Source organism: Gibbsiella greigii, assembly GCF_039540155.1.
Classification (GTDB): domain Bacteria; phylum Pseudomonadota; class Gammaproteobacteria; order Enterobacterales; family Enterobacteriaceae; genus Gibbsiella; species Gibbsiella quercinecans.
Genome location: NZ_BAABEM010000022.1, coordinates 14,921 through 36,318, shown reverse-complemented (window position 1 = coordinate 36,318; position 21,398 = coordinate 14,921). Strand labels below are relative to the sequence as shown.

The 21,398-nt window shown below is 55.0% G+C and carries 19 protein-coding genes; 15 read left to right on the top strand and 4 right to left on the bottom strand.

Going from position 1 to position 21,398, the window contains the following annotated elements; all coding sequences use genetic code 11:
- Positions 1-315: 315 nt before the first annotated feature.
- The 4 genes from tcyN to AC559G_RS16110 form a co-directional block, all read right to left on the bottom strand.
- Positions 316-1,068: an L-cystine ABC transporter ATP-binding protein YecC gene (gene tcyN / locus AC559G_RS16125; RefSeq protein WP_498913243.1), complete on the bottom strand. Its 753-nt coding sequence runs from the start codon at positions 1,066-1,068 to the stop codon at positions 316-318.
- A gap of 2 nt (positions 1,069-1,070) precedes the next feature.
- Positions 1,071-1,733 carry a cystine ABC transporter permease gene (gene tcyL / locus AC559G_RS16120; protein ID WP_438598795.1) on the bottom strand — a complete coding sequence of 221 codons (663 nt, stop codon included), beginning with the start codon at positions 1,731-1,733 and terminating at the stop codon, positions 1,071-1,073.
- Positions 1,733-2,533 (bottom strand): cystine ABC transporter substrate-binding protein, encoded by an 801-nt coding sequence (gene tcyJ, locus AC559G_RS16115; RefSeq protein WP_498913242.1) that lies wholly within the window; start codon positions 2,531-2,533, stop codon positions 1,733-1,735. Before tcyJ ends, tcyL begins: the two co-directional genes overlap by 1 nt.
- Before the next feature lie 167 nt (positions 2,534-2,700).
- Entirely contained in the window at positions 2,701-3,687 is a 987-nt protein-coding gene (locus AC559G_RS16110; protein ID WP_498913241.1) for a D-cysteine desulfhydrase family protein, read from the bottom strand.
- 820 nt (positions 3,688-4,507) lie between these two features.
- Here AC559G_RS16110 and ydgT point away from each other — a divergent pair.
- The 15 genes from ydgT (at position 4,508) to AC559G_RS16035 (ending at position 21,223) form a co-directional block, all read left to right on the top strand.
- Positions 4,508-4,723, top strand: coding sequence for a transcription modulator YdgT (gene ydgT, locus AC559G_RS16105; RefSeq protein WP_438598798.1), 216 nt, complete (start codon positions 4,508-4,510; stop codon positions 4,721-4,723).
- A 1,803-nt stretch (positions 4,724-6,526) separates the two neighbouring features.
- A complete protein-coding gene (gene tagV, locus AC559G_RS16100; protein WP_498913240.1) occupies positions 6,527-7,030 on the top strand; it encodes a type VI secretion system accessory protein TagV in 504 nt (167 codons plus the stop codon).
- A 26-nt stretch (positions 7,031-7,056) separates the two neighbouring features.
- Positions 7,057-7,584, top strand: coding sequence for a type VI secretion system lipoprotein TssJ (tssJ, locus tag AC559G_RS16095; RefSeq protein ID WP_438598800.1), 528 nt, complete (start codon positions 7,057-7,059; stop codon positions 7,582-7,584).
- Positions 7,585-7,628: 44 nt separating this feature from the next.
- Positions 7,629-8,975 (top strand): type VI secretion system baseplate subunit TssK, encoded by a 1,347-nt coding sequence (tssK, locus tag AC559G_RS16090; protein WP_498913647.1) that lies wholly within the window; start codon positions 7,629-7,631, stop codon positions 8,973-8,975.
- 3 nt (positions 8,976-8,978) lie between these two features.
- Positions 8,979-10,202: a DotU family type VI secretion system protein gene (locus tag AC559G_RS16085; RefSeq protein WP_498913239.1), complete on the top strand. Its 1,224-nt coding sequence runs from the start codon at positions 8,979-8,981 to the stop codon at positions 10,200-10,202.
- Positions 10,202-13,831: a type VI secretion system membrane subunit TssM gene (gene tssM, locus AC559G_RS16080; RefSeq protein ID WP_498913238.1), complete on the top strand. Its 3,630-nt coding sequence runs from the start codon at positions 10,202-10,204 to the stop codon at positions 13,829-13,831. Before AC559G_RS16085 ends, tssM begins: the two co-directional genes overlap by 1 nt.
- A gap of 22 nt (positions 13,832-13,853) precedes the next feature.
- Positions 13,854-14,576 carry a type VI secretion system-associated protein TagF gene (gene tagF, locus AC559G_RS16075; RefSeq protein ID WP_498913237.1) on the top strand — a complete coding sequence of 241 codons (723 nt, stop codon included), beginning with the start codon at positions 13,854-13,856 and terminating at the stop codon, positions 14,574-14,576.
- Positions 14,577-14,601: 25 nt separating this feature from the next.
- Positions 14,602-15,624, top strand: a complete 1,023-nt coding sequence (gene tssA / locus AC559G_RS16070; protein ID WP_498913236.1) for a type VI secretion system protein TssA — start codon at positions 14,602-14,604, stop codon at positions 15,622-15,624.
- Between the two features lie 101 nt (positions 15,625-15,725).
- A complete protein-coding gene (tssB, locus tag AC559G_RS16065) occupies positions 15,726-16,259 on the top strand; it encodes a type VI secretion system contractile sheath small subunit (protein ID WP_095848370.1) in 534 nt (177 codons plus the stop codon).
- Between the two features lie 3 nt (positions 16,260-16,262).
- Positions 16,263-17,765: a type VI secretion system contractile sheath large subunit gene (gene tssC / locus AC559G_RS16060; protein ID WP_095848369.1), complete on the top strand. Its 1,503-nt coding sequence runs from the start codon at positions 16,263-16,265 to the stop codon at positions 17,763-17,765.
- Positions 17,766-17,817: 52 nt separating this feature from the next.
- Positions 17,818-18,717 (top strand): DUF8812 domain-containing protein, encoded by a 900-nt coding sequence (locus tag AC559G_RS16055; RefSeq protein ID WP_498913235.1) that lies wholly within the window; start codon positions 17,818-17,820, stop codon positions 18,715-18,717.
- Positions 18,718-18,723: 6 nt separating this feature from the next.
- Positions 18,724-19,518, top strand: coding sequence for a lysozyme inhibitor LprI family protein (locus tag AC559G_RS16050; protein ID WP_498913234.1), 795 nt, complete (start codon positions 18,724-18,726; stop codon positions 19,516-19,518).
- Positions 19,519-19,740: 222 nt separating this feature from the next.
- Positions 19,741-20,223 carry an Hcp family type VI secretion system effector gene (locus AC559G_RS16045; protein WP_095848365.1) on the top strand — a complete coding sequence of 161 codons (483 nt, stop codon included), beginning with the start codon at positions 19,741-19,743 and terminating at the stop codon, positions 20,221-20,223.
- An 89-nt stretch (positions 20,224-20,312) separates the two neighbouring features.
- Entirely contained in the window at positions 20,313-20,729 is a 417-nt protein-coding gene (locus tag AC559G_RS16040) for a Rap1a/Tai family immunity protein (RefSeq protein ID WP_230469486.1), read from the top strand.
- Entirely contained in the window at positions 20,729-21,223 is a 495-nt protein-coding gene (locus AC559G_RS16035; RefSeq protein WP_095848364.1) for a T6SS effector amidase Tae4 family protein, read from the top strand. The genes AC559G_RS16040 and AC559G_RS16035 overlap by 1 nt, the downstream gene beginning before the upstream one ends.
- Positions 21,224-21,398: the final 175 nt, after the last annotated feature.

The window sequence follows — 21,398 nt, the reverse complement described above, 5'->3', positions numbered from 1 at the left end:
TAAACGGCCACACCAAACAGTCCCCTCTCCCCTTGGGAGAGGGCCGTCTCAACCTCACACCCTCGCACCGGCCAGTCCCCTCTCCCCTTGGGAGAAAGTTAGGGTGAGAGCCATCTCAAGCTAACACTTTCGCACCGACCAGTCCCCTATCCCCTTGGGAGAGGGTTAGGGTGAGGGCCGTCTCAAACTCACACCCTCGCACCGGCCAGTCCCCTCTCCCCCTGGGAGAGGGTTAGGGGGAGGGCCGTCTCAAACTCACACTCTCGCACCGACCAGTCCCCTCTTCCTCTGGGAGAGGGTTAGGGTGAGGGCTGCTCAACGATTCAGAAACTTATCAAGAAACTGCCGTGTCCGCGGGTGCTGCGGATGACTAAACAGCTCCCTGGCCGGCCCCTGCTCCACAATCTGCCCCTGATCCATAAAAATCGCGCGGTCGGCAACGTCACGGGCAAAGCTCATTTCATGGGTCACGATCGCCATAGTGCGTTTTTCCTGCGCCAACGCACGGATAGTGCTCAGCACTTCCCCCACCAGCTCCGGATCAAGCGCCGAGGTCGGCTCATCAAACAAGATCGCTTCTGGCTGCATCGCCAACGCGCGGGCGATCGCCACCCGCTGCTGTTGCCCGCCGGAAAGGCGTTTCGGGTAGGCGTGCTCTTTGCCGCTCAGCCCCACTTTGGCCAACAGCAGCCGCGCACGTTGTTCAGCGCTGGCTTTGGCTTCGCCTTTTACGATCACTGGCCCTTCGATAATATTTTCCAGTACCGTGCGATGCGGGAACAAATTGAAGTTCTGGAACACAAACCCCACTTCCTGGCGCAGCGCACGCACCTGCGCCTTTTGCCGGCTGAGCGGCCTGGCGCTGTCAATACTGATATCACCCACTGTGATGGTGCCGGAATCAGGCACCTCCAACAGGTTGATGCAACGCAGCAGCGTGGTTTTGCCGGAGCCGCTGGGGCCGATAATCGCCACCACTTCGCCCGCATTAATCGCCAGATCGATACCGTGCAGCACCGGCTGACCATTAAAGTGCTTAACCAGTTTCTTAACCTCAATGGCGCTCATCGTTACGCGTTCTCCTGGCGGTTAACCTGCGCTTCCAGGCGGTTTTGCAGGGCGGAAAGCAGTGTCGCCATCACCCAATAAATCAACGAGGCGGCCAGATACATCGTAAACACCTCGAGCGTGCGCGACGTGATCAACTGCGCCTGACGGAACAGCTCCGGCACCTGAATGGTCGCTGCCAGCGAGGTATCCTTCACCAGGCCGATAAAACTGTTGCCGAGCGGCGGCAATGCCGTACGCGCCGCCTGCGGCAAGATCACCCGCCGCAGGGTCTGCCAGCCGCTCATGCCGATACTGGCGGCCGCTTCCCATTGCCCTTTATCAATAGAAGATATCGCCGCACGCAGGGTTTCCGAGGTATAGGCCGCGGTATTCAGCGAAAGCCCAATTAGCGCCGCCGGGAAAGGATCCAGCTCGATCCCGAACTGTGGCAAGCCATAGTAGATCATGAACAGTTGGGCGATCAGCGGCGTGCCGCGAAACAAGGAGACATAAAACCGCGCCAACCAGGCCAGCGGCCAGAAACGTGAAAGGCGCATCAGCGCCAGCAGAAAGCCGAGCACCAGGCCCAATGCCATGCCCCCCAGGCTGAGCTGGAGGGTCAGCAGCGCCCCTTTCAATAAAAACGGCGCTGAATCCAGCGCCAGTTGGATACTCTCGTGCATTATTGTGTTACGTCCGTGCCAAACCATTTCTCGGAGATTTTCGCCAGGCTGCCGTCGGCCCGCATTGCGGCAATCGCCTGGTTAATGGCATTCAGCAGTTCCGGGTTATTTTTGCGCACCGCCACGCCCGCTTCCTGGCGCGAGAACGCCGGGCCGGCTACCGCCAGTGTATCGCCGGTTTTCTTCACCAGATCCAACGCCGCCAGGCGGTCAACCAAAATCGCGTCGATGCGGCCCACGCGCAGATCCTGATATTTGGTAGGATCATCATCATAGGTGCGCACATCCACGCCCTGCACATTTTCACGCAGCCACTGCTCGTAGTTGGTGCCCAGGCCCACGCCCACCTTTTTGCCTTTCAGATCGTCCGGCTTGGCGATCTCGCTCGCATTGCCTTTTTTCACCAGCGCCTGAATACCGGAAACGGTATACGGGGTGGAGAAATCGTATTTCTTTTTGCGCTCATCCGAGATCGTCACTTGGTTTATCACCACGTCAATGCGTTTGGATTCCAGCGAGGCCAGCATGCCGTCCCACTTGGTGGGCGTCAGCTTGGCTTTAACCCCCAGATGCTGGGCTAATGCATCGGCAAAGTCCACTTCGAAGCCGGTGAGTTTGCCATCTTCACCCTGAAAGCTGAACGGCGGGTAAGTGCCCTCCAGGCCGACAATCAGCGTGCCGCGTTGTTTAATCTTGTCGAGTAAATTCTCTGCGGCATGGGTTTTCAGCGGCAGGCCGGCGACCAGAGCCACCGCCATCACCCCCATCAGCAGTTGACGACGAACATTTGAAAAAACCATAAATACCCCGTATGCAGTTTTTTTGATTTGCGATCGGTAGATTACCCACATTGCCGCATGCTTGATGGAATATAAACTCATAAATGCGCGGCTAAATGGAATATATCCAAGGTAATGGTTGGCAAGACAAAACGCCCCGCCAACCTGAAGTATAACGGGGATAGCCGCTATACCGCGGGATGATAGGCAAACAGGGCCGGCGCCCCGCCGGTATGCACGAACAGAATCGGGCCATCATCGCGAAAACGTTGCTGGGCGATACCGTCAATTAACCCGGCCATCGCTTTACCGGTGTAAACCGGATCCAGCAAGACGCCTTCCAGTTGGGCCAGCAAACGCACCGCCGCCATCCCTTCTTCATTGGGCATACCGTATTGCGGCGCGAAATAATCGTCCCAGAGCGTTATCGGGGCTAAGGCATCGCTCGCCAGCGAGCAGGCCAGCGCTTTCTGCAATTGTTCAACCTTCGGCAACTGATCGATCACCTTGCGGGAAACAGTCACGCCGACCAATTCCGTGCCGGGCAAGAGCTGTTGCAGGCCGACGGCCAGCCCGGCATGGGTGCCGGCACTGCCAGAAGCCACCACGACGGCGGCAAAAGGCATATCCCGCGCCTGCTCGGCGATTTCCAGCGCACACTGCACGTAACCCAGCGCTCCCAGCGCGTTTGAGCCCCCCACCGGCACAATATAGGGGCGGAACCCTTGCGCTTCCAGGCGCGTGCCCAGATCGGCCAGCTGCGCCTGCGGATCATGCAGCGCATCGCACATCACGACTTCGGTATTGAACAGCTCCAGTAGCAGCCGGTTGCCGTTAGTGAGGTAATTTTCCGCCGTGGTATCAATCGGGTTTTCCAGCAGCGCAACACAGTGCAGGCCGAGCCTGGCGGCCACGGCCGCGGTTTGGCGCACGTGGTTGGATTGAATGGCGCCAGCGGTGACCAAGGTATCAGCCCCTTGCCTCAGTGCGTCAGCGGCAAGATATTCCAGCTTTCTCAGCTTGTTGCCGCCCATAGCGATGGGCGTGACGTCGTCACGTTTAATGTAAATTTCGCGGCCGAGATAGTCAGAAAGGCGAGGCAGTTTTTCGAGCGGCGTCGCGGAACCAACAAGGTCCAGGCGCGGAAACTGCGCCAGTTGCTGTTGCAGATTCACAACTTCCCCCAAGGGTTAAGGCATCAAGATCGAAAGGTTATATACTCGTCATACTTCAAGTTGCAGGTGCGTTGGCTTGGTTACTCGGCCCATCCCTGGGCCTCGCCCCTTCGGGGCAGCTGCCAACAGCGTTCAAACCTGCTCCCGGCAGATTTGTCGCTCACCCCAGTCAATTGACTTCGGTAAGCTCCTGGGGACTCACTGTGTCGCCGCCTTCCTGCAACTCGAATTATTTAGAGTATATTTAGCAGATGTAGGCTCAATAATCACTGTTTATTCCAGGCGGCGTGGGCCACGTTTATCCCCATGCTCTGCATAACGCTATAAGCATGAAGCGCAGCAGCGCCGGCACAAAACGCGCCAACCGCCAGTGGTAGTGCCATTCGCGGCGTGCGCCGCTGCCCCACCTTCACATATTGCAACAATTACAACGCATTGCCGTAGAACAATCACCTTTTAAGCCATCGCGCAATTCGTTATTTTACCCAGGGCAGAATGTTGCCGATAATGTTTTTGCAGATTATCATTTACCAGAACCGTGATGTTTAACGGTCCATTTTGCCCAATTACGTTTATACCCGTCATACTTCAAGCTCACGCTGTGGTGGCTGTGTTTTATGCAGTTCATTCCAGCGCCTGGCCTTTATGGAGCCAACGCGAACGCCGTTGGTTTTTTTGCCCGGCAAGACGAATTATTTCGGGTATTTTTATTCATCGTGTTTTTTTAATTTCTACCCTATCGTGCGTCTGTCGCCCGGCCAGTGGCCGTGAGCAACGGATGTTTTCCATGCGGTAACTACTAGCAGGTTTTATTACGACCATGACAAGTACCTTAGATTACCTGATGACCTTCCGTAAATGCACCAGCCTGGACAGCCTGGAAAAGGTCTATGACAAGTTGAACTATTCTATTGATAACGATGGGGAAATGAGCAACATGTACCGAGCAGCCGATCATCGGCGCGCCGAGCTGGTGGCCGGTAAACTGTTCGATTTAGGGAAAGTACCTAAAACGCTGTGGGCGCAGGTGCTTTAATTCTTTTTATACTCAGATACGCCAGGTTGCCTGTGTTTCATGGCCCCGTCGTGGGCCATTACGGTCGATTCATTCCTGGCGAGTTTTCCTGGGTTTGCCGCTTTGTGCGCTTGATAAAAAGCGTTGGCATTGGCGAAAACAACCCCCTTTTGGCCCACACTCGCATTATTTATTAAACGGCGTTTTCTATTTTTAATTACAAAGATGATGAATACGTGCAATACCATCGCGTATGGTTTTCATTATGTTTTCAGTCAGAATAGCCCTCATCAGATAACCCCGGCAGCACCGTGACTCCCCTCTAGTTAATCATGCTATTTCCGCGCAAATCCAGCCGCCCGGCCACGCCCTCACTTGTTCGCGCCAGTAACGCACAGCATTAGGCCAAGCTTACCCGGCAGCTCTACCACAATGCCGTTTTGCCGCACATTTTTGCCACAGATAATTCTTCAGGCAGTAAAAAAACTGGCCGCATGGCGGGGCAGCCAGCGCCCCGCCGCAAAAACATAAAAAATTTTTAGCTATGAAAAAAATCATTAGGTGGATTAGTTAACCCTGGCTTGATTATTTTTTAATCAAACCACTGTTTGATTACTCACCATTGGCGATGAGAATCATCCGATTTTATATTTATTGATTGAATATATTAACACTTACTTACCTTTCACTCTGTATGTGTAAAGAATCGCCAACTACTTATTTCAAGTTGAAAAATAGCATTTATTTAAGCAACTTACCTTTCTTTACATACCCATAAAAATTGGTAATACCAATTTACCAATTGTTTTTATCGTTTTTACGAGAACAGCTATTTACATGTTTTATAAATAAAAAATAGAATACCATCGTCAAAAATCAGAGTTATACGTTGATCTGTTTGCCTATTTTGCAAATGCAAAGGGCTGGAGTAGACTTTTGCCAACCTTACAGCGTGTAAGTTTTGTTAAAGGAAACGTAAGGCTAATTCTCATTTTGTGACATTAGCGCCCTCGGGATCGTGCGTAAATCTCGTGCGGTAGCCATGCCTAAGCCGGAAAAAACTACGATATGGCTAATGATTAAATCAGCCCGTACAGCAATAAAACTGCACGGTATAAACAGGGACGAGTAAACCGGTATCGCACGCAACCGCCTCTGGAAGTAATGATTCATTGTTAAGTTATTCATGCTTATTCAGGCCGTGCGCCCGTTGCTGGGGTTAGCCCCGCAACCAGCGCCCCGCGCCTTTTAATGGCCACTGGCCATTTTTATCTGTAGTGACAGGAATGATATCCAAACCGAAAACGGGATTGTTTTGAGCAAAGCGCCACTCTGGCTTGCAGATATCTACAGGAATCCTTATTCGAATGAAAACCAATAAAACACAGCACATTAGCTTATGCACTCGCCTTCTCTTCTGCAGGCCGGTGTCCCCACATATGAGCGCGCCCCAGTTGGCCACGGCCGGCAAGGAGGTGACGCTACGCTCACGCCATCCGTCGGTGCGGCAAGTGATTGCCGCACCCACCCCATGTATTCAGCGCATACGCACGGGCGCCTCTGCGCCCGGTGTTCTATTCCCCCGGCCAGCGCTTTTGCCATGCCCTTCTCTCTTTATACTTTCGGCACAAAAATGTGCCTGGAACCCCACGGCTGCGCTGGCCGCTCTTCCCTCGCCATGCCATAAACCTTGCCCTGCCGCTGGGACATACCCGCCCAGTACTTTACCCGCCGGTGCCGCCGGCCCCTGAACGCCCTTCCCCAACGGAGTGGGAATCTCACAGCAATGGCTTCAGCCGAAAACAAAAGATAAAAGAGGATATTGTGAAAACACGGATTACGATGACACTGTTTGTCTCTTTACTGCTCGCCGGATGTTCATCACCGCCGCCGCCACCTCCAGTGGTGATTAACAACGACGCGTTGGTCACCAGCGAGGTTAATGGCGTCACGCTGCAACACCGCGCCGCCGTCAGCGCACCGACGCAGTTCAAACCGATCAACGAACAATACCGCAGCCTGTACGCCGCCAGCGTGATGAGCCAGCCTGATTACCACGGCGACCCCATCAGCCAGCTCGGCAGCGCCGCGCCGTTTTTTGTGCTGGGTGAAGTGCAAAACCACTGGCTGGCGATAGCCAACGCCCGCGGCGGCGAACTGCAAGGCTATGTGCAGGGCAACGCCGGCGTGCCGGAAAAGCAATACAAGGCGACGCTTCGTAAAGACTTGCCGCGCCGCGCCGCTAGCCGTAAGCCGGACTGCGTCAAAATCGGCGGCGACAGCCAGGCGTGTAAAGACGCCGCTTCCGCCACCTGGATCATGCAGTAATACTCTTCCGAAGGTGCGAGAACATCATGAATAAATCCCGAATCGCCGCCGGGTGTTGGGGCCTGTTTTTGCTGTTGGGCGCGCTGGCATTGAGCGGTTGTATGTCTTCCGCCAAGAGCGTGCCCGCCCGCTATAACCTGGTGTTCGATGCCGATCGTCTGGTGAATACTGCCGCAGACCGGCGCCCAGCGCCGGTCAAGGTGCGCGTTCTGTTGCTGCGCTCCGACGCAGAGTTTATGGATGCCGATTTCTTCAGTCTGCAGAGCAACGCCAAAGGCGTTCTTGGCAACAGCCTGCTTGATAGCGACCAGTTCTTCCTTTCGCCGGGCCAGGTGGGCAAAACCCTTAACGGCCAGGGCACGCTGGAAACTCGCTATATCGGCATCATCGCCGAATACCAGAATCTGGATGGCAAGGCCTGGCGCCTTTCACTGCCGCTGCCGGAGCCCACGCAAACCAATTTCTATAAATTTTGGCAATTTTCGCCGGACAAACTGGAAGCGCACATCATTGCCGGCAACAACGGCCTGCGCAGCGTCAATGACGGAGAATGACAATCCGCCGTTGCCAACATAGACAAGAATAATCAGGTGTGATGATGAAAGATGCTCATAAAGTTGTCTGGACCGAGGGAATGTTCTTGCGCCCTCACCATTTCCAGCAGGCAGAAAACTATCTTGAAGACTACACGCGCAACTGGGGACAAGCGTTGCATGGCTGCTTCTGGGGATTCCTGACTCTGGAATTCGACACCACCCTGCTGCTCCAGGGCAAAATCGCACTGACCGAAGCCAGCGGCATCATGCCGGACGGCACCCCATTCCACTTGCGCGGCGCACAGCAGGCGCCGGCGCCGCTAGCCATTGCCGATACGCAAACCGGCGAGAATATCGTGCTGGCGCTGCCCACCTACCGCGCCGGGCGCGAAGATGTGGTCTTCCAGGAATCCACGGATGCCCTGGCGCGCTACCTGGCCTATGAAACCGAAGTGGACGATCTGAACGCGGTGTCGGTCGGTAGCGCGGCGCTGCAGTTTGGCCGCCTGCGGCTACGGCTGATGCCGGAAAGCGAACTTAACGCAGAATGGACCGCGCTGGTGGTGGCGCGGGTGCTGGAAAAACGCGCAGACAACAGTTTGCGCCTTGAACCGGCCCTGATCCCACCGATGCTCAACTGCCAGGCCCACCCACAGCTGAAAAATTTCATCAGCGATGTGCAGGGCCTGCTGCAACATCGCAGCCAGCAGATGAGCCAGCGCCTGGTGCAACCGGGGCGCGGCGGCAGTTCCGAAATTCTGGACTTTATGTTGCTGCAACTGATTAACCGCTATTTGGGCCAGGTTAGCCATGCCAGCCACCTTGACCACCTGCACCCGGAACGGCTGTTTGCCGAATGGCTGCAGTTCGCCACCGAGCTGGCCAGCTTCTCGGCGCAGCGCACCCCGGACGCGCGGCTGCCGGTCTATAACCATGACAACCTGGCGCAGTGCTTCGGCAAGCTGATGCTGCTGCTGCGCCAGGGGCTGTCAGTGGTGCTGGAAGATAACGCGATTCAACTGACGCTGGTCGAGCGTTCTCACGGGCTAAACATCGCCACGGTGCACGATGCCAACATGACGCGCGATTTTGGTTTCGTGTTGGCGGTGCGCGCAGACGTTGCGCCAGAGATGCTGCTGACCCATTTCCCTGCGCAGATGAAAATCGCCCCGGTCACCCGCATTCGCGATCTGGTTCAGCTCCAGTTGCCAGGCATCGGCCTGCGCACCATGCCTTCTGCGCCGCGGCAAATCCCGTATCACGCGGGATATACCTACTTCGAACTGGAAAAAAACGGCGATCTGTGGAAACAGATGGAAAAATCCAGCGCGTTTGCCCTGCACCTTTCCGGTGATTTTCCCGGGCTGGATATGGCGTTCTGGGCAATTCGCAGCCATACGGATCGGTAATCTATGACTCAGGAAAACAGCCAGGGCAATTCGTTAAGCAACCCACTGGTGGCGGCGGCCAATCCACTGCTGAATGCCATTTCTCAGATTCGCCAGTCGGCCACCCATGCCAAACCGGCGCAGTTGCGTCAGCAGCTTATCGACGAAGTTCGCCGGTTTGAGATCCGTTGCCAGCGCGCCACGCTGCCGTATGAAGTGATCATCGGCGCCCGTTATTGCCTGTGCACCGCACTGGACGAGGCCGCCGCGCTCACGCCCTGGGGCAGCAACAGCGTGTGGTCCGGTAATGGCCTGCTGGTGACGTTCCACAACGAAACCTGGGGCGGCGAAAAATTCTTCCAACTGTTGGCCAAGCTTTCGCAAACCCCGCGTGAACATATTCAACTGCTGGAATTGATCAATTTCTGCCTGCTGCTCGGTTTTGAAGGGCGCTACCGGGTGATTGAAAACGGACGTTCACAGTTGGAAACCATGAAGCAGCGGCTGCTGCAACTGATTCGCTCAGTGCGCGGCGGCTACGCCCCGCCGCTGTCCCCCAACGTGCACGATCGCCCGGTGCAACAAAAACGCTGGCGCCCGCTGGTGCCGCTGTGGGCCTGCGCTGCGTTGACCGGCTTTGTGGCTTCGCTGCTGTTCATCATCCTTAACTGGCGGCTGGGGGATGCCACCAGCCCGGTGTTGGCATCCATTTATCAGACCAACCTGCCGCAGGTGAGCATCGCCAACCCGGCTCCGGCCGCCCCGCCGGTGCTGAGCCTGAAGAGTTTCCTGAGCAAAGAGATCGCCGAAGGGCTGGTGGCGGTGCGCGATGAGGCCCAGCAAAGCGTGGTGATCCTCAAAGGCGACGGCCTGTTTGATTCCGGCGCCACCACGGTGCGCCCGGTGTATCTGCCGGTGCTTGATCGTATCGCCAAGGCGATGAACGGCGTCAGCGGCCGCATCCTGGTGACCGGCTACAGCGATAACGTGCCGATCCGCAGCGCGCGTTTCGCCTCTAACTGGGAGCTTTCCCTGGCGCGTGCCGAAGCCGTCAGCGCGCAGTTGCAAAAACACATCGATGACCCGCAGCGGGTGAAAGCGGAAGGCCGGGGCGAAAGCAACCCTGTGGCGCCGAACGATAGCAAAGAATACCGTGCGAAAAACCGCCGGGTTGAAATTACGCTGTTGGTTGCGCCGGGGAACACCCGCGCGCAGCTCAATGGATTGCAGCAAGGAAACGGAAAATAATGCTGAACACGTTATTTGCCATTATCACCAGCCGCCTGCTCTGGGGGTTCGCCGGCATCACCGCCTTGTCGTTCATCATCTGGACGATTGGCCCGCTGGTGGCGGTTGGCGACTACCGGCCGTTTGAGCCGGAACTGAACCGCATTATCACCATTGCCGCGATCGCCGTGATCTGGGTGCTGTGCCGCATTGTGCCGCGCCTGTACAGCGCCTGGCTCAACAAGAAAATGTTGAACAACCTGAACAAGGTGGAAGAAAGCCAGGAGAAGCCGGCCGCGGGTAAAGTACAACAGGATCAGGCGCTGGCGCAGCGCTTTGACGAAGCCACCCAGTTGCTCAAACAGGCCCGTTTCGCCCCTGGCCAGGGTGGCAAACCGCATTGGGCGGCGCGTTTTAGCCGCCAGTATCTTTACCAACTGCCTTGGTATGTGATTATCGGCGCCCCCGGCGCCGGCAAAACCACCGCGCTGGCCAACTCCGGGCTGCATTTCCCGTTGGCCGAGCGCTTCGGCAAAACGGCGCTGCGCGGCGTCGGCGGCACCCGCAACTGCGACTGGTGGTTCACTAACGAGGCGGTCATGCTGGACACCGCCGGCCGTTACACCACCCAGGAAAGCCAAAGTGAGAGCGACGCCGATGAATGGCAAAGCTTTGTCGGCCTGCTCAAGAAATACCGCGCACGCCAGCCGATCAACGGCGTGATCGTCACCGTCAGCGCCGCCGATCTGTTGGGTGAAAGCGCGGAAACCCGCACCGCGCAGGCCGTGGCCTTACGTAAACGGCTGGTGGAGTTGCACAACCAGTTGGGCATCCACTTCCCAGTGTATGTCATGGTCACCAAGACCGACCTGCTGAACGGCTTTATGGCCTATTTCAACAGCTTCGACAAGGCCCAACGCGACCAGATTTGGGGCATGACCTTCCCCTATGCGCAAACGCGCCAGGCGGATTTCAATCTGAGCAGCGCATTTGAGCAACAGTATGCGCTGCTGCAACAGCGCCTGGACGCCGGCTTGCCGGATACGCTGTTGATGGAAAGCGATGCGCGTCAACGTGCCGAAAGCTACCTGTTCCCGCAAGAATTTGCGGCGCTGCGGCCACTGCTGGCCCAGTATCTGGACACGGTGTTCAGCACATCAAACTTTGAAACCCGTTTCACCCCGCGAGGGATCTACTTTACCAGCGGGACGCAGGAAGGCCTGCCGTTCGACCGGGTGATGGGCGAGCTGAACCGCTACCTGCAACTGCCCACCACCGCCGGCAACAACGCGCAGCCGGCCTGGAATGCCGTCAGCCATGAAGCGCCGATCCCGGCGCCGAAAGGCCAAAGCTTTTTCCTGAAAGAGATGCTGGAAAACGTCATCTTCCAGGAGGCCGGGCTGGCCGGCAGCAACCGCTGGTGGGTATATCGCAACCGGCTGCTGCACTGGGCGGGCTATATCGCCTTGGGGCTGGTGCTGTTGGTTCTGGGCGTGCTTTGGTTCACCAGCTACGGCAACAACAAGGCCTATCTGGCCGAAGTGGGCGCCAAAGTACCGGCGGTGGAACGCCAGGGCCAGGGGCTGACGCAGTTGGGCGCCAGCGATATGTTTGCCCTGTTGCCGTTCCTCAACAGCGTGTTGCACCTGCCGGAAAGCCAGAACTTCTCGCTGCAGGAACCGCCGTTGACCTACCGTATGGGGCTGTATCGCGGCGATCAGATCAGCGCCGCCAGCAACGCGCTCTATCAGAAAACCTTGCAGGAATTGCTGTTGCCGCAGGTCGCACAGCAAATTGCCGCCACGCTGCGTAACGATAGCCATAGCGATGCCGACTTCAGCTATGAAGCGCTGAAAGCCTACCAGATGCTCTACCTGCCCAAGCAATACGACGGCCAATTCCTGCGCGCCTGGGTGATGCTCAACCTGCAGCGCACCCTGCCCCAAGGCAGCACGCAGAAGCAGTTGCAGCAGCTTGAATGGCACCTGAGCCAACTGCTGGACAACCAAATCCAGTCATCGCCTTATGCCAAAGATGAAGCGCTGGTCGCGCAGGCTCAAGCGGCGATTAACCGCGCGCCGCTGTCGCAACGGGTGTACGGCCGGCTCAAGCGTCTGCTGCTGAAGCAGACCGAGATCAAACCGGTCAGCGTGGTGGATCTGGCCGGGCCACAGGCCGAACTGGCGTTCAGCCGCAAGAGCGGCCAACCGCTGACCGACGGCGTGCCGGGGCTATTTACCCCACAGGGGTACTGGAAGGCCTTCGACAGCAATATCGACCAGGTTACCGATACCCTGCGCCAGGAAGACGTGTGGGTGCTCAACACCCAAGCGCCGGAGCAGAAAAGCGCCGATCTGACCAAAACCGTGCGCCAGCTCTACATGCAAGACTTTACCAACAGCTGGGACGCATTATTGGAAGATTTGCAGCTGGCTAACATCAGCAGCCTGGAGCAACGTATCAGCAGCGCGCGCCTGCTTTCCGGCACCCCTTCCCCACTGCGCAACCTGCTGGTCAACATCGCCAAAAACGTGACGCTGCGCGATGAAAGCAGCAATAACGCCGCGCAAGCCACTGCCAAAGCGGGCCAGCAGTTAAACCAGAACGCCAACCACACGTTGGAAACGCTGTTCTCCAACCGCCCGGCCAACGCCGACGGCGATGTTTCCGCCCAGCCGGAACAGGTGGTGATGGCCCACTTTGCCCCGCTGCTGGCATTGGCACAGGGCCAGGGCGATAGCAGCAAGGCGATCCCCTTCGACAGCGTGCTCAAGCAGGTGGACGAACTCTACAGCTACCTGACCGCGGTACAGGGCGCCGCTAACAGCGGCATGTCCGCGCCGCCGGGGGATGTGATCCCGCGGCTGCAGGCGGAATCCGGCCGCTTGCCGGTGCCGTTCAAACAAATGCTGTTGCAGTTGGCGATCGGCGCCAGCAGCGACACCCAGCGCAAAGAAATGGAAAACGTTAAAAAGCGCATCAGCTTTGAAGTGGGCAGCTTTTGCCAGCAGGCCATTGCCGGCCGTTACCCGCTCACCGCTCGGGCGCGGCAAGAAGTCACGCCTGACGATCTGGCGCGTATGTTCGCGCCCAATAGCGGGCTGATGGACAGCTTCTTCCGGGAAAACCTGCAGGGCAAAGTGGATACTACCCGCGCCAACTGGCGCTTTACCCCAGGCGTGGACGGCAAAACCCTGCCGGGCGGCGAAGGTATTTTACGCTCATTCCAGCAGGCGCAGCGCATCCGCGATGCGTTCTTCGCCAACGGCACCGCCACGCCATCATTCCGCGTGACGGTGCGCCCGGTGCGGATGGATAACGATATCCTCAATATGACGCTGGACGTTGACGGGCAACTGTTCAAATACAGCCACGGCCCGCAGGTGCCATTAGTGGTGAGTTGGCCGGGAACCAACAACACCAACCAGGTGCACCTGCAGTTGGCGCTGGCGAACGGCACCAGTGCCAGCCTGGTGACCAGTGGCCCATGGGCGCTGAACCGCATGGTGGATATGGCCCAACTTTCCGCCGGCGCCGGCGGCTTAAGCCGCCAGGCGGCGTTTAACCTTGATGGCCACCATGTCACGCTGGAGTTTACCGCCAACAGCATTCGTAATCCGTTCCAACTGCCGGCATTTTCTTGCCCTTAGGCAGTGTCCCAGAAAGGACCTGATGATGAGTAACGAACATCCCCTGAGCGCACATATCGGCTGGTACGGCAAAATCCCGGCCGCCGGCGATTTTTTACAGCGCCGCCTGCCCGATGCGGTGATCAACCACTGGGCGCACTGGTTTCATAATGGCCTGGCAAACCTGCAACGCAGCCTGCCGGATAGCGCCAACCAGGTGTTCAGCAGCGCCCCGGTATGGAATTTCGCCGTCCCGGCGACGCTGGGCGTCCCCTATGTGCAACTGGGCTGCCTGCTGCCGGCGCGTGACCGCGTTGGCCGCCATTATCCGATCTGCGCGCTGCGCCTGTTCACCCCGGAACAGTGGCGTAATCCGCAGTTGAATCACGCGGCGCAGTGGTACCAGCAACTGGGCTATACCTTGCTCAACGGCGTGCGCAACGGCTACTCCGCGGAACAAATTGATCGGGCGCTGCTGGCGATCCCGGCATTGCCGGCCCCGCCGCCGGAAAGCGAATCCGATATTTTGGCGATCATCGGCGATCCTTCATCAGAAAGACCGAGCTTGGGCTGGCAACAGGCCGCCGATTGTTTTGACCCTGCGCAGTACACCAGCTTCTGGTGGACCAACCAGGCGGACGGCCACCCGCTTTATACCCACGTGCACAGCGGTAACCTGACGGTGCAACTGTTTGCGCTCCTGTTTGAACTCAACGGTTGGGCGCGCGCCGGCCGCCGCGGACAATACCCGCAAATGTTTGATTAACTGCAGCTTAATTAAGAGACACCCTATGGCTATCGATACCCTGCTGGCACCGGTTGAAACAGACAACCCCTGTGGCGACAACCTGGAATATGACGCTGATTTTCTGGCGATGGAGCAGGCTTCGGCGGGCAAGGCTGAACAGCAGTTCGGCAGCACCATCATCCCGGCCGAAGCGCCGGACTGGATGCTGGTTGAACGGCTGGCCACCGGCCTGCTGGCGCGCACCAAAGATCTGCGCGTGATGCTGTACCTGACCCGCGCCTGGGCGCAGTTGCGCGGCCTGCAAGGCTATGCCGACGGCCTGACGTTGATTCATCAGGCGCTGGAACGCTATTGGGACAGCCTGCTGCCGCTGTTGGAATTCGACGGTGAAGCCGACCCACTGTTTCGCATTAACGTGCTGGCCGACTTAAGCGATAAAGCCGCGCTGGCCAGCTGTGTGCGCTATGCACCATTGCTAAAAAGCGCCGCCGGTGAGATTTCACTGCGTGATGCCTGCGCGCTGCTTGATGGCAGCAAACAGGAGTGCCCCGGCTTCCCCGGCGGCCGGGCACGCCTGCAGGATGAGCTGGCGCAGGCGGATCAACCCGCCGGCCAGGTGGTGCACACCATCGCCCAACGCCTTAGCGCTATCCGCGAAGTGGTCACGCGCCATCTTGGCGAAAGCGCGCTGCCGGAAATGGACGGCCTGCTGCGCATGTTTGGCCTGGTTGCCCAATCTTGCCAGGCCCCCGCCGCGCCGCAGGCCGAGCAAGAAACGCCACCGGCTGCCACGGCCAGCGAAGCACAGTCCGCCGCGCCTGCCGCCGCAGTGTTCAATTGGCGCAGTGCGCAGATCCAGTCGCGCGATGATGCCCTGCTGATGCTGGACAAGGTGAAAAACTACTTCAGCCTGCATGAACCCAGCCACCCGGCGCCGTTGATGATCAACCGGGTACAGCGGCTGATTGCCATGGACTTTATGCAAATTGTCCGCGATCTGGCCCCGGACGGCCTGAACCAACTGGAGACCATTCTTGGTCGCCCCGACAATGAGGAGAACCGTTGACCAGCCAAAACAAGCGTTCTTCCCAACCCACGATATCCCCCAATTTGAACCGCACCATCCACGGATGGAAGGTTCCTAATCATCATTAGATGGAGTAACTCATGGCAAACGCAAAATCCCGCAGCGGGCAGAAGTTCATTGCCCGCAACCGTGCACCGCGCGTGCAGATTGAATACGATGTGGAAATCTACGGTGCCGAGCGCAAGATCCAACTGCCGTTCGTCATGGGCGTGATGGCAGACCTGGTGGGCAAGCCGGTTGAAGCGCTGCCAAGCGTTGACGAGCGCAAATTCCTGGATATCGACGTCGACAACTTCGATGAGCGCATGAAATCCCTCAAGCCGCGCGTCGCCTATCAGGTGGACAATACGCTGACCGGCGAAGGCAAGCTGAATATCGATCTGACCTTTGAAAGCATGGAAGATTTCTCCCCTGCCGCCATTGCGCGCAAGGTCGATTCCCTCAACGGCCTGCTGGAAGCCCGTACCCAGCTTTCCAACCTGCTTTCCTATATGGATGGCAAAAACGGCGCCGAAGAGCTGATTTCCCAGATCCTGCAGAACCCGGAACTGCTGAAATCCCTGACCAACGCCGCTAAACCGGCGGCTACCGACAACAACGAGCATGAGGAATAATCGATGAGCAACTCTCCTCAGCAGCAGCAACCCCTGCAAAGCGGCGAAACCTTCTCCAGCGACGAATTCAGCGCGCTGCTCAATAAAGAGTTTCGCCCCAAGACCGATCAGGCTAAAGAGGCGGTGGAAAACGCGGTGAAAACCCTGGCGCAACAGGCGCTGGAAAACACCGTAACCGTCTCTTCCGACGCTTACCGCACCATTCAGGCGCTGATCGCCGAGATCGACGAAAAGCTGTCGCAGCAGATTAACGGCATCATTCATCATGAAGAGTTCCAGAAGTTGGAAAGCGCCTGGCGCGGCCTGCACTACCTGGTCAGCAATACCGAAACCGACGAGATGCTGAAAATCCGCTTCATGAGCCTGTCCAAACAGGAGCTGGGGCGCACCCTGAAGCGCTATAAAGGCGTGGGCTGGGATCAAAGCCCGATTTTCAAAAAGGTTTACGAACAGGAATACGGCCAGTTCGGCGGCGAACCGTTCGGCTGCCTGATGGGCGATTACTATTTCGATCACAGCCCGCAGGACGTGGAGCTGTTAGGCGAGATGGCGAAGATCGGTGCGGCTTCGCACTGCCCGTTTATCGCCGGCACCGCGCCGAGCGTGATGCAGATGGAATCCTGGCAGGAACTTTCCAACCCGCGCGATCTGACCAAAATCTTCCAGAACACCGAATACGCCGCCTGGCGCAGCCTGCGCGAATCGGAAGATGCGCGCTATCTGGGCCTGGTGATGCCGCGCTTTTTGGCGCGCCTGCCGTACGGCGTGCGCACCAATCCGGTGGACGAGTTCGATTTTGAAGAAGATACCGCCGGCGCCACCCACAGCAACTACACCTGGAGCAACGCAGCCTACGCCATGGCGGCCAACATCAACCGCTCGTTCAAAGACTTTGGCTGGTGCACCGCCATCCGTGGGGTGGAATCCGGCGGCGCGGTTGAAAACCTGCCGTGCCATACCTTCCCGAGCGATGACGGCGGCGTGGATATGAAGTGCCCAACCGAAATCGCCATCAGCGACCGCCGCGAGGCTGAGCTGGCGAAAAACGGTTTCATGCCGTTGGTTCACCGCAAAAACTCTGACTTTGCCGCCTTCATCGGCGCCCAATCGCTGCAGAAACCGGCCGAATACTACGATGCCGACGCCACCGCCAATGCCCAATTGGCCGCGCGCCTGCCCTACCTGTTCGCCTGCTGCCGCTTTGCCCACTACCTTAAGTGCATTGTGCGCGACAAAATCGGCTCGTTCCGCGAGCGCGACGATATGGAACGTTGGCTGAACGACTGGATCATGAACTATGTGGACGGCGATCCGGCCAACTCTTCACAAGAAACCAAATCCCGCAAACCGCTGGCCGCAGCCGAAGTGCAGGTGGAAGAAATTGAAGATTCGCCAGGTTACTACAGTGCCAAATTCTTCCTGCGCCCGCACTATCAGTTGGAAGGCTTGACCGTTTCACTGCGGCTGGTTTCCAAACTGCCGTCGCTGAAGGCAAAAGAGGCGTGATGGCAATGCCGGGCATTGACTAGATAGAACAGGCCCGGCATTTAATGCCATATTGAAAAAGCGTAATACCAAGCCCCAGCTTCAACCTGTAGAAATGGGGTTTTTTGTAGGGATTCTTAAAATGCATATTCTCCGCAAGGGCGATCATGGTCCAGACGTTAAAATGCTACAAAAGTTGCTAAACGATCATGGTTCAAAGATTAGTGAGGATGGATACTTTGGTTATAAAACTGAAGTTGCTGTAAAGAAATTTCAGTTACAGAAACATTTGCATTCTGATGGCATTGTCGGGCGAAAAACATTTGCAAGTTTAGGTAAACCTTTACCCACTAGGCCGCCGCAACCACCTATTGGCGGTAGCGCAGGAAGACAAGGCGTTGGAGCATTTACTATTTCTGATAGTGGTATGTCATTCTTGTACCACCGCGAAGCATGGCTAGGAAAAAGCTGTTATCTTCACTGGCCGGGAGGTGCGAGCGGCGTAACCCTTGGGCCAGGGTACGATATGAAGAACCGCAGTTCCGAATCGATAAAAAATACGATGATAAGTATTGGTTTGAATGTGGAAACAGCGGAAAACATCAGTAAAGCATCTGGGCTGCAAAATAGTCAAGCAAGTGAGTTTGCGAAAAATAATCACAATCTTGTCAGGCTCACAGAAGCACAAGAAACTCAACTACTGCGAGTAACTGTCCCACATTATGTCACAATGGTTAAAAATGGTATTTTCGTTCCGTTGCGGCAATATGAATTCGATGCTCTTGTATCATTTGCTTATAATCCAGGCGGACGTTTTTCAAACGTCTGTGATTTTATTAATCGCGGACAAGTCTCAGATGCAATGACAGAAATAAAACGAGCAATTACCAGCCGAGGAACCGTTATGTCAGGTTTAGTTAATCGTAGAAATTACGAAGTTAACCTTTACCTAAATGGAATTTATGAAGGATAATAAAAAATGCATTTAAGCACATTAAAAAACATAGGGATATTTATTCCCGCTATATTTTTATCTACTACTGTATTGGCAAATACACAAAATGAAATTTTTGGCGCATGGCAAGTCACACAAGCGTCAGTAAATACAGAAAGCCAACGTACGTTAAATTATCAATATAATGATGATCGCTTGGTTGGGCGTGAAATAAATATTGCACCAACATTAATTACAGCGAACTTCCCTGGAGGAGTGCACTGTCAAACTCCAGAGTTTAAGAACGAGTCCATGACATTAGATGCATGGATAACTAAAACTGAAGGAACCGCAGATAGTGCAAGCGCTAAAAGTTATAATTTGAAAGCACCTGGCAATGAAATGGTGAAGGTCTTCGCTACTCGCTGCGAATCCGGTAATTTTTCTGGTGGCGATAGTGCTAGCAATGCGTTAATCGCACTTTCACAGAAAAAAATGCGGATTAACTGGAGTGATGGCGTTATCTTAACACTGATACCTGTGAATACTAATTCTGCAGCAGTTCCATCCTTTTCCTGTGCCAAGGCCAGTAATGTTACTGAAAAAGAAATTTGCAGCGATCGTGAACTGGCATCCTATGATGTTAGTGTGAACCGTTCTTTTAATTTCTTCCGGCAACAAGCCGTTGAAGTGGCGAATAAAAATTTACAAAAACAAATAATCCAAGGACAAAAAAGCTGGATACAAGAGCGCAACACGTGCGGCAAAGATAAAACATGCTTGAAAAAAGCTATGGAAAATCGTCTTGAAACACTGGCTCATATTATGGACGAGCAATAAAACATAGCTCAACCTAAGCGTAGCAATCAGTACATCCGCTTAATTATATTTCTTGTCATCTGCTTAATGCAGATATTAAGAAAACAGAGCAGATATTCCATCTGTTCCGTTAAAGAGGCAGAGGTAAAATATGGACTGTTTTATTCAGCCCCATGCTTTCCTGTTTGCCATCATAGACGCTTTTTCGAAAGCAATAATTGTCACTAACGAAGAGTAAATATTATGGCTATTGATATGTTCCTGAAGATCGACAGCGTGACCGGTGAATCGAAAGATTCTAACCACACGGGCTGGACCGACATTACTTCTTTCTCCTGGGGCGCATCCCAACCGGGCAATATGAGCGTTGGCGGCGGCGGCGGTGCCGGTAAAGTCAATTTTAACGATCTGCATATCAACGCACTGATCGATAAATCCACTACCGCAATCCTGAAACACTGCTCAAGCGGTAAACACCTGACTAAAGTTGAAGTGTCTATCTGCAAAGCCGGTGGTCAACAAGTGGAATACGCTCGCATCACGCTGGAAGACGTGCTGGTAACTTCCGTGCAGTTCACCGGCGCGGATAACGGCGACACCGTTGGCGTTACCTATGCCTTCCAGGCTGCGAAAGTGAAACAACAGTACTGGGAACAAACCTCTTCAGGCGGCAAAGGTGCAGAAAGCAGCACCGGTTGGAACATCAAAGAAAACCGCGAAGCCTGATTGCGTGCCCCCCGGTTACGGCCGGGGGATGCCAAAAGACCGACAGACCCACGAGAATTTACCTCCCCTACAAACGATTAGAGATCCCTATGAAGAAACATTCGTTTTTTTTCGCGGCGGCAATAAGTTCTCTACTGATGTTAACGCCAGTAGTATTCGCATCTTCTCCAAGCCTTCCGAAGGATGACACGGCAAACCTACTACGCGATCCACAATTACTTTCCCGTGATGACATTAACTTGAGTGGTGGCAAATTTCTTCAAGCATGGCTTTCAACAACAGATGAACGTGAGCGGATGAAAGCTAACATGTATATGCTGGGTGTTTTTGATGCAACAGAAGGCCAAGCCTGGTGTAGTTATAAGAAGTCGTTACCGGGATCATTAAGAGAAAGTATCTACGATTTTTTCAAAGCATTACCCTCAGAGCGGTTGAAAGAAAGAGCGTCTGGATTAATTACAGAAGCATTATCTAAAGAGCTACCATGCAAAAATGGGGGTGAATAATGAGACCTTTATATGAACAATTAAAAAGAAATCATTACTCATCTAATGAAGCTCATCCTGATTTTGTCTCTCGTGGTAGTCTATTTTTAGAAATAGGTTATAATGCCGATGAGTTAATAAAGTCCAATCCTGGGTACCAAAATACCTGTGCAGTTAGGTTAAGCCTAGCACTGCTAAAATGCAACATTGCTTTTAGTGGAAGACTTCCTATAAAAGCAGGCCCCTATAAGGGAAAGAAAATAGAACCCGGTGCGAAATTATTAGCAGACCAGCTTTATAAAGGCCATGTATTTGGTAAAGCAGAGATCTACACTGATATCCGCAAAGCTGGCCTCTCGTTAAGAAACAGAAAGGGTGTTGTTTTTTTTAACATTATTTCAGGCTATGGTGGTGGTCATATAGATCTATTGGAACCACTTAGTGACAATGTTTTTCAGTGCCACTCTAATTGCTATGTAGACTGCAAGGAACTCTGGTTCTGGGAACTGAGATAAGCTGTTAAACAGCATCGGCAAAAGGCACCATTTTATTTTGTTGTAATAATAGAATTCTAATCCTGATAAAAATTTATCGGTGTAACTTCATTTTACATCTAATAAATTCTTATCAACTTAACAGTAAATTTTTAACGCAAAGGTAAAAGTGGAGATTTTTCCACATTTTCCTGTT

Coding starts and splice junctions, on each gene's coding strand:
- AC559G_RS16050 (WP_498913234.1), top strand. CDS start 18,724: ATGCATTTAAGCACATTAAAAAACATAGGGATATTTATTCCCGCTATA.
- tssC (WP_095848369.1), top strand. CDS start 16,263: ATGAGCAACTCTCCTCAGCAGCAGCAACCCCTGCAAAGCGGCGAAACC.
- tcyL (WP_438598795.1), bottom strand. CDS start 1,733: ATGCACGAGAGTATCCAACTGGCGCTGGATTCAGCGCCGTTTTTATTG.
- tcyN (WP_498913243.1), bottom strand. CDS start 1,068: ATGAGCGCCATTGAGGTTAAGAAACTGGTTAAGCACTTTAATGGTCAG.
- tagF (WP_498913237.1), top strand. CDS start 13,854: ATGATGAGTAACGAACATCCCCTGAGCGCACATATCGGCTGGTACGGC.
- tssA (WP_498913236.1), top strand. CDS start 14,602: ATGGCTATCGATACCCTGCTGGCACCGGTTGAAACAGACAACCCCTGT.
- tssJ (WP_438598800.1), top strand. CDS start 7,057: ATGAATAAATCCCGAATCGCCGCCGGGTGTTGGGGCCTGTTTTTGCTG.
- tssK (WP_498913647.1), top strand. CDS start 7,629: ATGAAAGATGCTCATAAAGTTGTCTGGACCGAGGGAATGTTCTTGCGC.
- AC559G_RS16035 (WP_095848364.1), top strand. CDS start 20,729: ATGAGACCTTTATATGAACAATTAAAAAGAAATCATTACTCATCTAAT.
- tcyJ (WP_498913242.1), bottom strand. CDS start 2,533: ATGGTTTTTTCAAATGTTCGTCGTCAACTGCTGATGGGGGTGATGGCG.
- AC559G_RS16045 (WP_095848365.1), top strand. CDS start 19,741: ATGGCTATTGATATGTTCCTGAAGATCGACAGCGTGACCGGTGAATCG.
- tssM (WP_498913238.1), top strand. CDS start 10,202: ATGCTGAACACGTTATTTGCCATTATCACCAGCCGCCTGCTCTGGGGG.
- ydgT (WP_438598798.1), top strand. CDS start 4,508: ATGACAAGTACCTTAGATTACCTGATGACCTTCCGTAAATGCACCAGC.
- AC559G_RS16040 (WP_230469486.1), top strand. CDS start 20,313: ATGAAGAAACATTCGTTTTTTTTCGCGGCGGCAATAAGTTCTCTACTG.
- tssB (WP_095848370.1), top strand. CDS start 15,726: ATGGCAAACGCAAAATCCCGCAGCGGGCAGAAGTTCATTGCCCGCAAC.
- AC559G_RS16085 (WP_498913239.1), top strand. CDS start 8,979: ATGACTCAGGAAAACAGCCAGGGCAATTCGTTAAGCAACCCACTGGTG.